This is a genomic window from Bradyrhizobium lablabi (genome assembly GCF_900141755.1).
GTDB lineage: Bacteria > Pseudomonadota > Alphaproteobacteria > Rhizobiales > Xanthobacteraceae > Bradyrhizobium > Bradyrhizobium lablabi_A.
Genome location: NZ_LT670844.1, coordinates 1 through 17522 on the forward strand (window position 1 = coordinate 1; position 17522 = coordinate 17522).

At 58.3% G+C, this 17522-nt stretch carries 12 protein-coding genes and 2 pseudogenes; 9 read left to right on the forward strand and 5 right to left on the reverse strand.

Features of this window, described 5'->3' with window-relative positions:
- The first annotated feature begins 591 nt into the window (after nt 1-591).
- Entirely contained in the window at nt 592-972 is a 381-nt protein-coding gene (locus tag B5526_RS37210) for a hypothetical protein (RefSeq protein WP_154071033.1), read from the forward strand.
- Nucleotides 956-2566 (forward strand): class I SAM-dependent methyltransferase, encoded by a 1611-nt coding sequence (locus tag B5526_RS00005; RefSeq protein WP_172841929.1) that lies wholly within the window; start codon nt 956-958, stop codon nt 2564-2566. The genes B5526_RS37210 and B5526_RS00005 overlap by 17 nt, the downstream gene beginning before the upstream one ends.
- A gap of 102 nt (nt 2567-2668) precedes the next feature.
- On the opposite strand, the gene B5526_RS37215 is transcribed toward B5526_RS00005, so the two are convergent.
- The 4 genes and pseudogenes from B5526_RS37215 to B5526_RS00015 all read right to left on the reverse strand — a co-directional run bounded on the left by B5526_RS37215 (nt 2669) and on the right by B5526_RS00015 (nt 6707).
- Complete coding sequence (locus B5526_RS37215; RefSeq protein ID WP_154071035.1) at nt 2669-2842, reverse strand: hypothetical protein; 174 nt, start codon at nt 2840-2842, stop codon at nt 2669-2671.
- Nucleotides 2843-2935: 93 nt separating this feature from the next.
- Nucleotides 2936-3994: a polysaccharide deacetylase family protein gene (locus B5526_RS38715; protein WP_244562428.1), complete on the reverse strand. Its 1059-nt coding sequence runs from the start codon at nt 3992-3994 to the stop codon at nt 2936-2938.
- Nucleotides 3995-4138: 144 nt separating this feature from the next.
- Nucleotides 4139-5128: pseudogene (locus B5526_RS38720) on the reverse strand (glycosyltransferase family 4 protein); the annotation flags it as partial.
- Between the two features lie 136 nt (nt 5129-5264).
- Complete coding sequence (locus B5526_RS00015) at nt 5265-6707, reverse strand: undecaprenyl-phosphate glucose phosphotransferase (RefSeq protein WP_172841930.1); 1443 nt, start codon at nt 6705-6707, stop codon at nt 5265-5267.
- 832 nt (nt 6708-7539) lie between these two features.
- On the opposite strand from B5526_RS00015, the gene B5526_RS00020 reads away from it, so the two are divergent.
- From B5526_RS00020 to B5526_RS00040, 5 genes are all read left to right on the forward strand, one after another.
- Nucleotides 7540-8814 (forward strand): polysaccharide biosynthesis/export family protein, encoded by a 1275-nt coding sequence (locus tag B5526_RS00020; protein ID WP_079544572.1) that lies wholly within the window; start codon nt 7540-7542, stop codon nt 8812-8814.
- Nucleotides 8815-8957: 143 nt separating this feature from the next.
- Complete coding sequence (locus tag B5526_RS00025; protein WP_079535924.1) at nt 8958-10835, forward strand: AAA family ATPase; 1878 nt, start codon at nt 8958-8960, stop codon at nt 10833-10835.
- Between the two features lie 126 nt (nt 10836-10961).
- On the forward strand, nt 10962-12287 hold the full coding sequence (locus tag B5526_RS00030; RefSeq protein WP_172841931.1) for an O-antigen ligase family protein: 1326 nt from the start codon (nt 10962-10964) through the stop codon (nt 12285-12287).
- Nucleotides 12288-12540: 253 nt separating this feature from the next.
- On the forward strand, nt 12541-13317 hold the full coding sequence (locus B5526_RS00035) for a class I SAM-dependent methyltransferase (protein WP_079535927.1): 777 nt from the start codon (nt 12541-12543) through the stop codon (nt 13315-13317).
- Between the two features lie 403 nt (nt 13318-13720).
- Nucleotides 13721-14149, forward strand: coding sequence for a hypothetical protein (locus B5526_RS00040; RefSeq protein WP_079535928.1), 429 nt, complete (start codon nt 13721-13723; stop codon nt 14147-14149).
- A 171-nt stretch (nt 14150-14320) separates the two neighbouring features.
- Here B5526_RS00040 and B5526_RS00045 read toward each other — a convergent pair.
- Nucleotides 14321-14722 (reverse strand): annotated as a pseudogene (locus tag B5526_RS00045) (UDP binding domain-containing protein); the annotation flags it as partial.
- A gap of 194 nt (nt 14723-14916) precedes the next feature.
- Between B5526_RS00045 and B5526_RS00050 the strand changes: the two are divergent.
- Both B5526_RS00050 and B5526_RS00055 read left to right on the forward strand, forming a co-directional pair.
- Nucleotides 14917-15894, forward strand: coding sequence for a Bug family tripartite tricarboxylate transporter substrate binding protein (locus B5526_RS00050; RefSeq protein WP_079535932.1), 978 nt, complete (start codon nt 14917-14919; stop codon nt 15892-15894).
- Nucleotides 15895-16045: 151 nt separating this feature from the next.
- Complete coding sequence (locus B5526_RS00055; protein WP_079544573.1) at nt 16046-17206, forward strand: IS30 family transposase; 1161 nt, start codon at nt 16046-16048, stop codon at nt 17204-17206.
- Nucleotides 17207-17522 lie beyond the last annotated feature (316 nt).

The following is a 17522-nucleotide window of genomic DNA, read 5'->3' on the forward strand; positions in this document are numbered from 1 at the left end:
TCTGGCTCACCTTAGCGACGGACGCTTCTTGACCGGAGCGCGGCTACTTCTCACGGCGCTGAGGGAAGATCCGTTCGCTACACTACGCGTGAGCACGATACGAGCCTTTGCGCGCCTCCCGGTGTCAAGCGGATTTGGCGAGCTCGCGAGAGCGAAGCTCCATAGCAGCGACGGGGGTGGAGTGCTCGGTCGCAAATTCCTTGAGATTGAACCGACTGCTTTTTGCGGACGCCCAAGAACGACCTGGAGCCGCAGGAGACTCGCTTACATCACTGAGCTCCCCGTGGAGCGCCGCGCCGCAATCCTGCGCACGACTGTCTCAGCCTAGGTCCTTTCGCAAGGGCCTCAGTGCGCATTTCGACGCGCGCTGTGCAATCGGGCAGGCAGTACCGGATCCAGGAATGGTTGCCATTCGGTACCGTGCTTCGGCGCGGCCAACTCTATTACCGGCGACCGAGCTCTCTCAACGACCGTTACGAAGGGATAGAAGTGGACTGAATCGACGGCCGACTGAAACGGCGTCGTTTTGCAGGATACGCGACCTTCACCGCCGCAGACATCCGACTCGGCGCCTTTGTAGGCGTTGAGCTGGTGCACCATGCCAGGCAGCAGTTCCTCAAGGCTGACGATCTGTTGTTCGGGCTCGTGTCCGCCGTCATCGCGGCCGCCGCCGCTCGCGTCATAGCAGCAAGGCTTTCCAGTTTCACAGGATTAGACGCTCTGCTGGCCTCGCAACGCTGCGGTCACACTTACCAGTCGTCTGACACGTTCCCGATCGGCATGAGCCGCGCATGGCCAATCTCTGGAACAATTCGCCCTCGCGCCATAAGGCACACCAGCGGTAGACTTGGTGACTTGAAGCGCTCGCGCAGAATACCGTTGATGATCCTGCATTTCGATTCTGACAGCGTAGGCGGTGGAACGCTCGATCGTTTGCTTCGTTTGGGAAGCGATGATGACATCGGTAATTGAACGGATCCGGCAGCTCCTTGCCCATGACACGAGAGACCTGATCTGGCTGGCCTACGTGGTGGGCATTGCCCCGTGGATGCATCGCGCAGCCGGACCGATGCACCTGATGTGGCGATGGCAGGTCCGTCGTCGCCGACAGCGGGATTTCGACCAGCGGATGGCGCAACTGCGCGCCCGCATCGGGCAAGGATGTCTTGCGCGGGGCGGCAACCGAGTCGCGTTGGCGCAACTATGCCCGGAATTGGACGAGACCTGCCGCGCGATAAGGCGCCCCAACGAGGAGATCACTCTCGCCAGCATCGACCAGGATGGTCTCCTCCTCGCACGATTCGAAGAGCTCTGGCCGGCGCCTCGCGTGGTGGCGGCGGACGCGTTTCTGCCGCGGAGCCGGTTCGAGCTTGTGGTCGTGGACCGGGACGGCTGGATCGGAGTGCGCAAAGACTTCCGCGGAAACAGAATCGCCTTCGTGAACGAACTGGAGGCGGCTCTCGACCTCGCGGCAGCTGGCTGCCACGTCCCGGCGATCTTGGGCGTAGATTTCGACCGGCCCTCGATCACTTTTTCTTACATCAATGGGGCTGTCGTACGCGAGGCACTGGCCCAAGCGGGAGCCCCAATGCGGGATAGGGACGTGCGGCCAGACCGCGCTGCCCTTGGCGACCGCAGGATTCAGCGAGAGCGACGAGAAGCCGGAAGGGGGCTGGTTGATAAGGTCTTGGAACCCGAGACCATCGCGCGCATCGGCCAAACCCTGCTCGCCATCCATCGTGCTGGCTACACGGTGGAGGACGTAAAGTATGGCAACGTCATCGTCGAAGTGACCAAAACGCCATACTTCGTCGACTGGGAGCGGGCGCTGCCGTTGCGTCAGTTCTCCCGCACGACTGCGATCTATCTCCGCGATCGCGACGCCGACCAGCTCAACCAGCTTTTTGGTACGGACCTACTAACAGCGAAGGTGCTGCGAAAGTTCCGGCTGCCTGCCGACACTGCTATTTACTCGCCGTTCTATGCGGGTGCCGGAATCTGGTGGGGGACAATTTGGAATCCGGATTTCGGAATTCTCCGTTGGCGCCATATCCTGGCCGACCACCTGCCGGTTCCACGAGGCGGACGAATCCTCGATCTTGGGGCGAACAACGGCTTTAACGCCTTGCAGATGCTTCGCGCAGGCGCGAATGAGGTTATTGGGGTGGAGATCGATACTGGCGCCATCGAGCAGGGCTTGTTCGTGAAGCGCGTTTTCGAGTGGGCGGACAACACCGAGTACCGTTTCTCGTACATTCACGGCTCGCACGCCGACATCGGCTCGATGAACCTCGGTCGATTCGATCTGGTTACCGCATTCTGCACGCTGTACTATTTGAACAGCGCGGCAATGAGCAAGACCGTTTCCGACTTGGCACAGCTCACCGATGTCCTGGTTCTGCAATGCAATGATGAGCGCTCAATCGAACGCAGTGATCCCGAGACCTACAGGAAGGCATCACTTTCGTTCAACGTCGAGCTGGTGCGCAACAATGGCTTCCCGAACGTCACGGTGATCGAACGGCGTGGGTCGAACCGTCCGCTGGTAATCGCGCGAACCCGATAGCGGCAGCGCGCTGCCTTGGGGTGCCACAGATGCAAAGCTCCCCTCTTGTCACTCGGGCGGTGAATTGACCTTCATTCGAGCCTCACCCGTTCAGACATCTCGTCACGGGAGGTTGTCGTGGCGTGTCGCCGCCAGTCCGCCGACCGCCGGCCCAATCACAGGGCCGCGAGGCCCGCGAAACGGCGCGGCCAAAAATGTACTGCAGGCGCCGTAAGGCCAGAGCGCAAAGAAGATCGCGCCAGCACCAACAATGCCGGACAGCACAATGAACAGCATCGGTATGCTCGGACTTAGCGTAGGTCAAATTCTACCGGCGCTTTGTGTCAGCAACGCGACTCACAGTATCGACCTACCATCAAACTCCTCTGCTTAACATTCGATTTTCAGGATACGGCGGCGGTTCCAGATCAAGAATGGAACGCCTGAGAATTGCGCGCGCAACGCCCTCGTGTTCTGGAACAATCCGTTGACGGAGGTGCGCGGCAATGCGTGCGGGTGGGCGGCGTGGTCGGGAAAGACGTGCGCCGGCCGCGAAGTTATGGCGGTCACATACCCGGCTTGACGGGCAAGGCGGAACTCGCGTGGGCCGACTGCGCTTGCATCGCCGAACGGATAGGCCAGATGGCGGACCGGTCGTCCGAGACGCCGCTCAAGCAGCTCCTTGCTCTCGGCGATCTCGCGCATGGCGGTGGTTCCGTCGCACTTCGCCAAGATTGGGTGGGAAAGGGTATGCGCACCAATCAAAACGTCTGGCTCGCGCACCAGAGTTTGAAGCTCGTCCCAACCGAGGCAGAGGTTCGCGGTCAGCCGGCGCGTGTCCACGCCCGCTTGCGCGGCGAGATCCGCCGTGATGGCCCGCAACCGCTCCTCTGGCCCGGCGCGCAGGTGCCGGTAGATGGCCTCGAAGGCGGCTCCTTTCTCGACCATCGTGCGGCTTGGCAGATCCCGCAACTCGCCGTTACCTCGGAGCACGACACGGTCGAGCCGAGCGATCGCCTGCTCGAGTTCCAGCCACCAAAGGCGGCCACGGCCATCGGCGAAGTCCGTGGTGACGAACAGCGTCCACGGTGCATTGTGCCGCCTCAACACCGGCCAAGCATGCTCGACGTTGTCACGATAGCCATCGTCAAAGGTCAATGCCGCAAACGGCCGCCCGGCGGCAGCACCTGGTCGTGCCCGGTCGAGAACGGCATCGAGGGGAATGATGTCGAAGCCCTCCTGCCGCAGCTCGGTCAGGACCACGTCCAGAAACTCAGGCGTGATTTCGAGACCTCGGTTGGGCGCGAATTCGCGCGGCCGCCAGGGCCGGACATGATGAAACATCAGGATCACGCCCCGGCCCCGGGCGAGGAAGCGAAGCCAGCGATCGGCGCCGATGGCAGCTAGGGTTCCGAAGCCGGAATTGAACGCCCTGTGTTTGAGGCTCAAAGAGCCCGGCTTGCCCTCGCGCCCATGCGCCTGAAGTGTTGAGTAGACTCTTGCGGTTTCCGCAGCCACTACATCCCAATTGTATTGCTGAAGGGCTTTGTCGCGATCTACACCATAGAGCTCATGATCTTGCGAAATCTTGCGCCGCAGATCATCTGCGTCGCCCACCCTGAAATAGTTTTCCATGCGAAAACCCAAGTCGCGGTTGGGTTCTATGTCGCTGAGCAAAATCGGGGTCCCGGCGCCAACGGCCTCTAGTGCAGCGATCGAAAGTCCTTCGTTGTAGGAAGGAAGCACAAATAACGACGCGCGTTGGAGGAGAATTTGCAGCCTGTCGTGGGATATGAACCCGGTAAACACGATCCTGTCACTTGCTTGTTGAAGGAGCCGCTTCGAATACTCGTCCCTGTGATCCGCATCGCCAACAATCAGGAGCTTGCAATCGAGATCGGCCGTCCTGAAGGCTCGGCACAAGTCGTGAAACCCTTTTTCCGGAACGAGCCGACCTATCGAGATGATGTACTTGTTCTCTTCGAGACCATACCTGGCAAGGACGTCATTGCTGCGGAACGCCGCAGATTTCGCCGTGTTGATGTGGGTCGCGCCGTTCGGAATGAAGTATATCTTGGCCGCCGCCTTCGGAAAGCGCTGCTTCAAGTCGGTCGCGAGGCATTGAGATACGGCTATCACTCTCTCTCCGAACGTGACAGCGCACAGCTCTCCAATTCGCAGGATGAACCTCGCGACGCGGTTCCATTTATGATGTTCGTAATTCTTCGAGTGATACGTGACGACAAGCCTCATGCCGAGGGCTCTTGCAACCGGTGCCATCAGGGCAGGGCCGATGCCATGAAGATGAATCAATTCTGCATGTAAGACGAATCGCGCATATAGTACGCCGAAGATTGTGTTGGTAATGGTTTCAAGGTGCTTGCCGCGGGCATGCGGCAACGAGACGATCCGCAGCCCGTGATACTCGGAGACTTCCTCGGGCAAATACCCCTTACGTCCGATGATAGTGAACGAGTCATCTGGATGTAGTCCTTTCATGAGGGGGAACAATTGCTCGCAGTGGGTTTCCACCCCGCCCATGACGTGGGGCAGGCCTCGCAGGCCCAAAACGCATATTTTCATGGCGACCTCCGATCCTCTTCGACGCCTCGGACGGCGCGAACCTTGATCGCAGTCTTGACCACAGCAGGCTCGTCCACCGCCCTCCTTGAGGCGGTTGACTCGGTCAGCTCGGTTCACCGCCCTCCATTTTTTTTCGTCAGAAGGCGTTCCGCGTTCGGCAGATCTCCAGCACCGTCCAGAAGAGAATCCGAAGGTCGAGCCAGAAGCTCCAGTTGGTCGCGTACCAGAGGTCTAGTTCGACCCGCTGCCTCATTTTGTCGACCGTCGGCGTCTCGCCACGAAATCCATTGACTTGAGCCCATCCGGTAATCCCGGGTCTGACATGATGGCGATACGGATAATTCGAGATCAGCCGGCTATACTGGACGTCGTGTGCAAGTGCATGCGGCCTGGGTCCGACGAGCGACATGTCACCACGCAGGACATTGATGAGTTGCGGCAACTCGTCCACACTGGACCGGCGCAGCCAACGGCCAATGCTTGTCAGGCGGTGATCATTTGAAGTGGCCTGGACGATCGTCGGGCCATCTTCCATCACACGCATCGTGCGGAACTTCACGATGTGGAAAGCCCGTCCATTGAAACCGCCGCGCGTTTGCCTGAAGAGAACCGGGCCCGGCGACTCGATCCACACGGCGAATGAGATCGCCAGCAGCAACGGCGCGATCGCCAGGAGACCGGCCGTCGCCGCGGCTATGTCGAACGCCCGCTTTGCCGCCCGCTCGCCTGCCGTCAAAGGCGGCCGCTGAAGCTCAAAGCTTACCACTCCGCCCAGACTTCGCTGCGGATGCTGCAGGATCTCGCGCGCTGTCGCATCGGCGATCAGGCGCACCGGAACCGGAAGGACGCGCAGCTCGGCGAGCACCTGTTTCATGTCGGACAAGCGATTCCAATCCATCGCAAGATGAACTTCGCTGACGATGTTCGCTCCGCGGGCAGCACCCACGAGGTTCGCAAGCAAGTGTCGGATGCCTTCCGAATCGGACGGGAGCACGTAGGTCCCTACAACATCATACGCGCGCAGCGTCTCGTCACTCGCAGTTGTGTCTTTCGGCTCTCGGGTGATCAGGACGATCTTGGACCGCTTGAGCCAGCCTTTTTGAAGGATGGCTAGCATCGTGCGCTTGACCAGGAGCCGCTGGCCCAGGATGAGCAATGGCGCAGTTATCGCAAGCGACAGCATCGAGCCGCGTGACAACCCCTCACTGATCTTCAGTGTGAAGCTGACGCCGAGCAGGAACAGAACAACGCTGCTCCAGACCAATATGATCGGCGAAACCTGTGAGCGAACCGACAGCAAACTGTCGGGAGTATAGAGGTTTTTGAGCTTCATCAACGCGGCAGTCAAAGCGGCCAAAATCGCGCCTACGCCGAAAAATTCCGCAACGCTTCCAACTCGACCGTAGGCAAGCAAATGGTAAGCGCTTCCCGCTGCCATGCTCGCGACAACGATTGCGCACACGTCGGAAAGCGCCGCGAGAACGCCGAAATCGTCGTAGCTCAGCGGCAAGTGGCTCGCCGCATCGGCCCCTGAAGCCGGCTGGTATCGAGCCTGGGAGCTCGCGGGCGGAGCCTTCATGGCCCGCATCCAGTGTGAACGACGCACGCTAGTCATCAGGCACTCGCGCGTTACGCGCGCCTACGGTGCCCCACCCCAGTTTTTCCGGTTTACGACCGCCACCGGCAGTCGCGATGCAAGCTCATCGTATGGCAAAATCAACGGAGCAATTCGCAATGTACGAACGAGCGTCACCTCGCTGATGGTCAACAATTGTCGGATGGAAAATCGATCGGGAGGCAATCGCGTCGTCACAAAAATCACGTCGTCACAAAACTTTAATCGTGCCGCCACAAAACTTTAACAAAACTTCAACAAAACTTCAATCGCATCGTCATAAAACCTTCGAAAGACCTGCCATTGTCTGATGGTTTTTTTTGACCGATCCACTTTTTGGCGAGATTCGGTTCGCGATTGTGGCGGTGCTTCGATGCGGTATGTCCAGTCAACCCAACAACAGCAATGCGATGGAACCGTTACGGGAACTGGCGGCGCAGTATTGGAAACGATGGGTTCCATTACGCGCCGTTATGGAAATCATAACGGGTTATTCTTCGCCGCTCTCAAATTGCGCTCGCTGGTTCCGTTTTGTTGCATGCTTAGCGCATTCTTCGTTTGTCGTCGGGAAATTGCGCAAGCACGGTGGGACAGCCTGCCTGCCAAATGTCGTTGCGTGTGGTTACGGGCTATCGCGAAGCGCAGTACGCCCGAGCAAGGTCTCTCCGAAAGTTCCAATGTCGGCTCGCCGGCTTTGGGGACGTGATTGCTGCTGGAGTCGGTTGCAGAGCATCACTCAACGTACGATACTGTCCTTGACACCCGGACACCCGGTGCTCCAGTGGGGGTCGCTGCCATGACATTGCTTCGATCGGCTCTTCTTACCAAGGGTGGTACGAGGAGTGTTTTGTTGTTTTGTGCGCTCCTCAGTTGGAGCATTCCAGCCAAGGCCGAATACCGTATCGACGCCGGAGATATACTTGAAATAGCTGTCGCAGGAATGCCGGATTGGCGACAGCGTGTCGAGGTGCAATTGGATGGCAGTATCTCGTACCCGTTGCTGGGTACTCTTGTCGTAGCCGGTCTTTCGCCCTCGGAGGTCCGGACCAAAATTCAAAGCATCCTTCCAACAAAGGTCTTTCGACAGAGCACACCGGACGGGCGCGACCACGTCGTCGTACTAGACGCCGATCAGGTCACCGCAAACCTCGTGGAATATCGACCGATATATGTCAACGGCGACGTGTCCAGGCCGGGCGTTCAAGCCTATCGTCCGCTGATGACCGTGCGTCAAGCCGTGGCGCTGTGCGGCGGATACGAGATCATGCGCTTCAGAATGAATAACCCGTTTCTCGAATCGGCCGACTTTCGAAGCGAATATGAGTCGCTCTGGACGGACTTCGCCAAGGAACAGGTGCACATTTGGCGGATAAGAACCGAGCTGGGGGAAGGGGACAATCTCGATCGAAAGGTCTTACAGGGCGTACCGCTACCTGCGTCCACAATCTCGCAGATCACACGCTTGGAGGCCGAACAACTGAAGGGACGCCAAGAGGACTATCTGCGCGAGAAGGAGTTTCTTCGACGCGTCATCAAGCAGGCTGAAGAGCACATCGGGGTCCTATCGGAATCGCTGCAGAAGGAGGAAGAGGGGGTACAAGCCGACATGCAAGATTTCCAAAGGGTAACCGATTTGTTCGGCAAGGGTGCTGTGCCCATCACGCGCATAACGGACGCCCGTCGAGCGGTGCTGTGGTCCTCAACTCTGAAATTGCAGACCACTGCGCAATGGATGTCTCAAAAGAAACAGCGGGAGGAAGTTTCAAGACAGCTGGAACGGCTCGATGACCAGCGTCGGATGGATCTGCTTCGAGAACTTCAAGATGCCGGCGTGAGGCTCAGTCAAATCAGCGCAAGGCTGCAGGGCGTCGGAGAGAAGCTTCAATACACAGCGCTGGTGAGGTCACAGCTCGTACGTGGAAGCGGCGGCAAACCGCAAATTGCCATCATTAGAAAGGGAGAGAACGGCCGGGAACGCCTTGTCGCAGAGGAAGATTTCGAGCTTCAGCCGGGTGACGTGGTCGAGGTTGCTTTGCGAGCTGAGCAAGGCGTCGTCTTGCCGCCGCAGTAAGGTGGCACTCTGGGCCGCTTTGCTCCAAACTTTTGGCCTCGGAACGGCTGCGTTCGCGGAGGGTGCGCGCCAAGCTCTGAGCAAGCTTCCGTCATAGGCTGCAGGCATTCCGAGGGTCGCGTGCTCCCTTTGGAAGGGTAGAGATGCACAAAGTCGCTTGGCAAAAAACGACCAGAGCCGGAGATCCTCAAGTGGCGGGCGCAGAGGAGCCGCTGATTGACCTGGGTGAGGCGTTTCGCGTCTTGCGGCGCAGAAGGGTTTTGGTTGCAAGCATATTGGCGCTGGCCGTTTCCGGTGCTGCAGTGTACCTGGCCATGACTCCAGGGCGGTATACCGCATCGTCGATGTTGCTCTTCGACGTCCGGAAGAATGAGCCCTTTCAACAGCAAGGATATCCGAATGCGGCTGCCGACTCGGCCTTCGTCGATAGCGAAGTGGAGGTCCTCAAGTCCGAGAACCTTGCAAGATCGGTCGTCAGAACCCTGAGCCTACAGTCTGACCCGGAATTCGCTCCTTCAGCGGGTTTCGCGGCCGCCATACAAGGATTCATAGAAGGGATCGTCGAAGCCGTTCTCGGCACTAGCCGAACTTCCACGGAATCCGATCAGTTCGGCCGCGTCGTCCGTCTGTTCCAGAAGAATCTTACAATCAAACGCACAGGTTTGACCTACGTCGTCAGCATCGATTACCGATCCCTGGACCCGAACAGGGCTGCCCGGATCAGCAATGCTGCGGCCGAGGCCTATCTAGTCGGTGAGCTCGAATCAAAATACCAGGCAGCACGTCGCGCAAACATCTGGCTTCAGGATCGCATCAATGAATTGAAGGCCCAGGCCGAGAAAACGGAACGGGCCGTTGCAGAGTACAAAGCCAAGAACAATGTTGATACGAGTGGACCTCGCCCGAACGAGCAGCAGCTCGTAGACGCTTCCAGCGAGCGTCGCATCATCCTCAAGGACCTGGAAAGCTCTGCGCAAACAAATCGCGCACTTCATGAGGCGCTGCTGCAGCGTGTGACGGAGTTCACTCAGCAACAATCGTTTCCGGCAACCGAGGCACGTGTCGTGTCCCCGGCATCACCACCGCTTGAAAAGAGCGAGCCGAAGGCCCTTATCGCGTTGGGGGTTGCGTCTATTCTCGGCCTTGTTGGTGGCTTCGGCGCGGCATTTGCGCGGGAGTATCTCGATCGAACTTTCCGCTCCTCGAAACAGGTCGAGAGAGAAGTCGGCGTTGAATGCCTCGGCATTCTGCCGGCAATAGCACCGGCGCGCTGGCGGCTGCCGAAATGGCATCGAGATGTTGCGAGTGGTGAGCGCATTATTTCGGAGCGGCACCGGTTCGTTGTCGGTGAACCCCTCTCACGTTTTGCCGAGACGATCCGAGACTTGAAAGTCGCGGCTGATACGGCCGATCTGCATCGGTCCGACAAGGTCATCGGCATAACGTCCGCTCGTCCTCACGAAGGCAAGAGCCTATTAGCCGCCAATCTGAGCGAAATGATCGCGCTCTCAGGCTGCAAGGTCCTTCTGATCGACTGCGAATTGCGCAATGGCGGCCTGACCGGGCAATTCGCTCCAAAGGCGAAGGGGGGATTGTTAGAAGTCGTCGCAGGTCGGGCGGCAGTGAATGATTTCATATGGTGCGATCCGATCACCAATTTGCACTTCTTGCCTGCGGTGAAGCTAGCCGGAGGGCGCGATCAAAACACCAAGGAGCAATTGTCGCCGGCGGCTCTATTCCAACGGACGCAACTTACTCCCATGGGACTGAAAGCACTGCTGGAGTCTGTCCAGGATAGCTACGATTACGTGATTCTGGACCTTCCGCCGATCACGCCGGTCGCAGACGTGAAGGCGATATCTCATCTCATCGATGCTTTCATTCTGGTCATTGAATTTGGCCGCACGTCACAGCAGGCAGTCATCGATGCTCTGAATGCGGCGCCAACGGTATGCGAGAAGCTGTTGGGGGCCGTGCTAAATAAGGCGGACCCGGACGAACTGCGACGACTTGCGTCCTAAAGGGCCAATACTGCTGTTGCGACCACTAAGCGGCGAAGCGGCCCTCAGGATTGACAGGATCCTCGCTTTGCCTGGCCGAGAGCTCCGGATCCGTCCGCGAGACTGTCAAGACTGGGCGGCCTCATGATGGAAGAGCAAGTCCCGTCCTTTCCGATTTACGTTACCCTGCCAGTTTGGGGCGTCGTCTTGTTGTTCGTGCTCGTTCGCGTCTGGTACTTACGAGAGTCGTGCGCGACATTCCTGCTTCTGGCAACGTGGTTTCGCTATGGCATCGCGACGTTTCACCAGTACACGTATCCACCCGTCGTACTTGGCCTCTCGGTTATCGCGCTGACATCGATCGTTGTCGTTGCGGTCGGCTGTCTCGTGGTTGGTGGTCGTAATCTGTTGCTTCGAAGGCTGATCCCGATTTACATCACAATACTCGTTGTCCTGGTAAGCGCCATCACGAATCAAAGATGGATTGAAGGAGTCAATGCTACTTTCAAGTGGCTCTATTTGATTGTATTCGCACTCGCAGCTCATCATGCAATGCGGCGGCGCGGATCAGAGCCGATTTTTCGCTCGTTGGCCGTCATATTGGCCGGGCCGGTCGTACTGCAATGGCTTTCAGTTCCATGGGAACTGAAAACAACGAGCCCCGACGGAACGACTTTTTACATCGGCGGATACCAACACCAGCAGTCTCTTTCGATTATCCTTCTGACGTTCTTGTTTATTACATGCTTTTCGCCGTCGTTGGGCTTGCTTGAGTCGTACGGGCGATTGGTGATCGTCGCGGCCGGGCTCGCACTCGCAAATTATCGAACAGCTGTGCTAGCCGCCGCCGTGCCGGCATCGACCTTGGCAGTCTCGAAGCTTGTCGAGAGAGTCGTCCCGAAGCAACGCGGCATTGTGGTGGTGTTTCTGGCCGTTGTCACTGTGTTCGTGTTCGTCGGCGTCGGTACTCTAGCAAGAGAACGGTTCGCAGATCTCGGGACTACGCTCGACAAAGGCGCGTCACTGATAAAGCCGGCCGAACATTTCACGGCCGAGGACAAGCGACTGTTCTCAGGCCGACTTTATTTATGGAGCCAGTACATCGAGGCATTTCTGGACGGGGATATAGTCAACATCCTTGTTGGCTTTGGGCCTGACGCGTGGGTGGGGCGATTCACCACTTATGCGCACAATACATTCATCTCATATTTGTACGAGTTTGGGCTGTTTGGCCTTGCCGGACTCGTGTGGATTCTGAGTTCGAATTTCCTCACGGCTTTGCGCGTGAGAGACAATAGAAGATTGGTGCTGGTCGCGTGCCACATTGGATTTATCGTGCTGAACTTGGCAACGATGGGAATCTGGACGCTTGAGGGGGCCGTACTTTACGGGTTGCTGTTGAGCCAGACTTGGTATTTGGACGCGATCCGAGCGGTCAGGAGCGACACACATCGCGGCTTCGTGCGACGGTGAACGCGTACGGAAACGCAACCGTGCTGCGGTAGCGCCAGGAAGCAGGAGGATGGTGAGTGAGACTTGCCGGAGCAAACAGATGTCAGTGAAAGCGCGTTCACTCATCGTCGGCATGGCAACGTACATCCCTGGGCTCCGAGGTCTGACGGGAAGGAGGACGGGCGGCACTGTATCTGCCAGGTACTGCTATTCTGTCTGGTTGCGCCACCTATCAATTCTGCAGCGGTGCGGTCTTCCCACGACGTTCAAAACAATGGTCGAGCTTGGTCCCGGCGACTCCCTTGGCATCGGCTTGGCGGCGCTGCTCTCGGGCGTAGAACGCTATATCGCCCTCGATGTCATCCAGTACGCCAGCGACGCGCAAAACCTGCGGATTTTCGAGGAGTTGATTGCGCTCTTTAAAGATCGCGCGCCCATCCCTGACGAGGCTGAACTCCCGCTTGTGCGGCCGCTGCTGCCATCATACGCGTTCCCTGCGGACCTGCTCACGTCGGCGCGCTTGGACGCGGCGCTTCACCCGGCTCGGTTGGAGCTGGTTCGAAGCGGCATTACTAATCCCGCGCCTCGCCCGCGCGGCCGTGGCCCTGTCTGCTACATAGCCCCTTGGAGGCCGGGCGTGATCGAAAGTGGCGCTGTCGATCTCGTGCTCTCGCAGACCGTGCTGGAGTATCCGCCGGACTTGGAGGGAATGTACTCCGAAATGTGCCGCTGGTTAGAACCTGGCGGCATCATGAGTCACGAGATCGACTTCAAGTCGATTGGAATGACCGTCGAGTGGAACGGCCACTGGTCATGCCCTGACACGATTTGGCGCTTGGCCGCGGGCAGGCGCCGGCACAGACTCAATCGCGAGCCGCATTCCACGCATGTAGCGCTCATGCAGAGGATGAATTGCCGCGTCGTTTGCGACGAACGCACGGTCCAGCCATCGGCCATCACGCGCGCTCAACTCGCCCCACGCTTTCGCCATCTGACCGACGAGGATCTGACGACAAGCAGCGCACTTATCCAAGCAGTGAAGCTCGCCTGAGCGATACTCGCGAGATCAGACTCACCGTCGCATCGGTGCGCGAAGGATCGTCGTGACGCGCGGTCAAAAGCTTGCTGTAATGGGTCTCGGATATGTCGGCCTGCCGGAATCAGGGTGCTCGATGTCCGGGGTGCCGCTCGACCCGCCAAAAGATTATGGAGACATCCCGCCGCCAGGCATTTGTTGCTTCCCCCGAGAATGCGAGGGCATCGAGGAAGCAGACAAACCGCCTCATAATGCGTTGAAAAAGCTGGTGGGCGCGACAGGGATCGAACCTCTTAGTGCGCTTGGACGCCCGGGACCATGTGCGATGCACTCTTAGAGATGGGTGGTCGGGCGGCTCTGGGCAGGTTATAATTCAATTATCCGGTATTCAAACCTGCCCAAGATCGGGATTGCGCGAATGTTCCAGCTGTTCTTGCGAGCTCGCGTTCACAATTTTCTCAGAAGTCAATCTAACAACCGCGAATTTAAGACCCGTTTGGCTGATCGCGATGCGGAAACGGATCGAGTGCGCATTGCATCCATAATGGCCGCAATCCAAACTGTGTTGGATGACGCAGAGAAGGAAAAAGCAGGACTCAGTCGGCGGGTCGATGACGCTTTAGCACTCGCAGCCGTCACTATGGGCGCTGCTACGGATGAATACTTGGAGCGCGAGTCGCTCAACGACCACCACCAAAGCCTCTTTAACTTAGAGATCAAAAATGGTGAGCGTCGTCTCAGCGAGCTCGCGACCATGATCTCCCATTTGAAATTTATCAAGGCAGCAATGTTGACACGGTTTCCGGACTCCAAGCTGCCGATGCTAAGTAGCGTACGAGGTGAGTAGCCCCGTTTGTCTGACGCGATACAAGGTCGATATCGAAGATCTCCGCGCACCAGAGAATCGCAGACAACCGAACTTACTAGCATTTGGAGGAGAACTCCTAGATAGCCGCCGTGAAAGGCCAACAGCGGTTTGAGAGACACACTTGAGAACGGCCTCCTCGGATGCGAAGTCTCAGCCCGCGGGATTCCCAGTCGGCCCAGAGATCGGTGCCTTCTGAGAGATCCGTCCAACGTTCTCGTACCGAAAACCCTGAGATGTCACTTCTTCCGGTCGATAGATATTACGCAAATCTATGATTACGGGGTTGGCCATTGTACGCTTCAGGCGAGCTAGATCGAGCGCGCGAAACTGCTCGCATTCTGTCACAATCATCAAAGCGTCGGCTCCCTCGGCGCAGCTGTAAGGTCCATCGCAATACGTCACGTCCGATGATTCCGCGCGCGCCTGCTCCATGCCCTCCGGATCGTAGGCTTTGATCTTCGCGCCGCGATCCTGAAGGGCGGTGATCAGGGGGATGGCCGGTGACTCCCGCAGATCATCGGTGTTCGGCTTGAACGTCAGCCCGAGGACGGCGGATCGACGGCGGTTACACACATCGCGGACATGCGGGTTAGTTGAGTCCCGCGCTTAATGCCCGGACCATATACTTTGGGCTGGACCTCAGGGCTTAATCCGAGATCGACAATTTGCAGCTGCAATCTGGCGGCCTTGGTGGCTGACGGTCAGCCATCAAAGAGACGTCTTAAATAGAATCACGGGGATGAGCGATGTCCAGAAGCCAAGTTTCACGCCGCGCGCTATTGGCCGGAATGGCCGGCGCGCCGTTCGTCCGCAGCGCCAGCGCCCAGGCCGCCTGGCCGAACCGTCCGGTGCAGGTGATGGTGCCTTATCCGCCTGCCGGTGGCGCCGACACCACCGCGCGGATTCTCTACGCCAAGATCGGCACGATTTTGGGACGGCAGTTCGTCATCGAAAATCGCGGCGGGGCCGGCGGCACCATCGGTGAAGCCGTGGTCGCGAAGGCGGCCCCCGACGGCTACACCATCCTGCATGACGGCACCGCATATTCGATCAACGGCGCGCTCTATTCGAACCTTTCGTTCGACTACAACAAGGATTTCGACGCGGTGGCTTTGGTGTCGCTGGTGCCGAATATTCTGGTGGTGACGCCATCGTTGCCGGTGAACACGATGGCTGACGTCATCGCCTATGCCAAAGCCGCTCCGGATGGCATCGACATGGCTTCCTCGGGCAACGGCACGCTGCAGCATCTGTCCCTCGAAATGTTCCGCTTCATGACCGGGACCAAAGTGAACCATGTGCCCTATCGCGGCGGCGGCCCAGCGCTTAACGATGTCATGGGCGGACAGGTGAAGTTTTTCTTCTCCAACGGATCGTCGGTGGTCGGCATGATCCAGGGAGGTAAGGTCAAGGCCATCGCCCACACCGGCAAGGGCCGGCTGAAAAGCTTGCCCGACGTTCCGCCGGCGTCGGACACGCTGCCCGGCTTCGAGGCCTATGAATGGAACGGCGTGTTCGTGCCGTATGGCACGCCGCCGGCAATCGTACGCACCCTCAACGGCGCGATCAACGAAGCGATCCGCGCGCCTGAGGTCAAAGAGCGCTTCGAGCAGCTCAACATCGACAGCCGGCCGAACACGCCGGAAGAATTCCGCGCCTTCGTCAAAGACCAGATGGAGCGCTGGGGCAAGGTGGTGAAGGAAGCCAACATCAAGCTGGGTTAGGTCGTTGGCTCAGGAACCGCCGCGCATTGTTGGGCCGGTCGATGGCACCTTTGAGACATGCCGCCCCTTGCGATGAATGTCGGTTTTCGGGGGGTGGTCTCAACCGGTTGACGCAACACTTTATCTTAAAGGAGAGATGGAGTGTGGTTTGATGGCTCACAAATTTCATAGAGGGTTTACTGCGGCAGAGAAAACGGAGTTATGGGATCGCTGGAAGCGCGGGGAGTCGCTAAAGGCGATCGGACGCGCTTTTGGTAAGCAGTCATCGTCGATCTATTTTTTGGTGGCTCCGCATGGTGGGATTCGTCCTGCCGAGCGGCGTCGCTCCAGGCTGGCATTGACGCTCGCGGAACGCGAGGTGATTTCCAGAGGTGTTACGGCACATCGATCGGCCCGATCGATCGCCAAGTTGCTTGGCCGCTCACCCTCGACGGTGAGCCGGGAAATGAACCGTAATGGCGGCTATGACCGCTACCGAGCGGCACTTGCAGATGAGAATGCCTGGGCGCGAGCTCGTCGTCCAAAATGCTGTAAATTGGCGAGCAGTCCGCGGCTACGGCGAGCTGTCGCGGGGAAGCTCAGATTGGATTGGTCACCCGAGCAGATAGCCGGCTGGCTGAAGAGAACGCATCCTGAAGACGAGTGTAATCAGGTGTCACACGAGACGATCTACCGCAGCTTATTTGTACAAACCCGTGGCGTGCTCAAGAAAGAGCTGCTTAGTCATCTTCGATCGAAGCGCTCGATGCGTCGCTCCAAGCCGGTCGATCCGGATGGCGATAGACGGGGGCATATCAAGGATATCGTCTCAATCCGCCAGCGACCGGCGGCGGTTGAAGATCGAGCGGTGCCTGGCCATTGGGAAGGCGATCTGCTGTCCGGGCCGAACAACAGCTACATCGCGACCTTGGTCGAGCGTCATACGCGTTACGTGATGTTGGCCAAGGTGGCAGGTAAGGACACCCAGACGGTGGTCTCCGCGCTCATCAAGCAGGCGAAGAAGCTACCAAAGGAGCTGTATAAGTCCCTGACCTGGGATCGGGGAAAGGAACTTACGGATCATCGTCGCTTTACGTTGGCGACCAAAATCGACGTATATTTTTGCGATCCGCAAAGCCCGTGGCAGCGCGGGTCGAACGAGAACACCAATGGCCTGCTGAGACAGTACTTTCCGAAGGGCACCGACTTGTCGGTGCACTCACAAGCCTACCTGAACAAAGTGGCTCGTCAGCTAAACGAACGACCACGTGAGACCTTGCAATTTGAAACCCCAGCAGAGAGATTTAGCGCCTGTGTTGCGTCGACCGGTTGAGCCGGCAGGGGTAAAGCGGAAGTAGCGTGGACATCGCCAAACCGTCGCTTTTGACCCTGAACTGACATCGCATATTGCCATTCGCTTGCCCAATCCCTTGTGCGCGAAGCAACTCGACAAGAACCGTGACATGAGGCCGTTTCGCAATCGAGACAGGCTTGGCAATCGTCGCCTGGTTCGAATCCAAAGCCTAAACGCGAATTTAATAGCTCTCCCTTGTCTCGTTCCCACGTTCAGGTGGTTGGGCTCCGGCAGCGGCGTCGGGCCTTGCCGCGCGTTCCAGCGCGTCCCAACACGACTGCTCCAATCGAGAGGT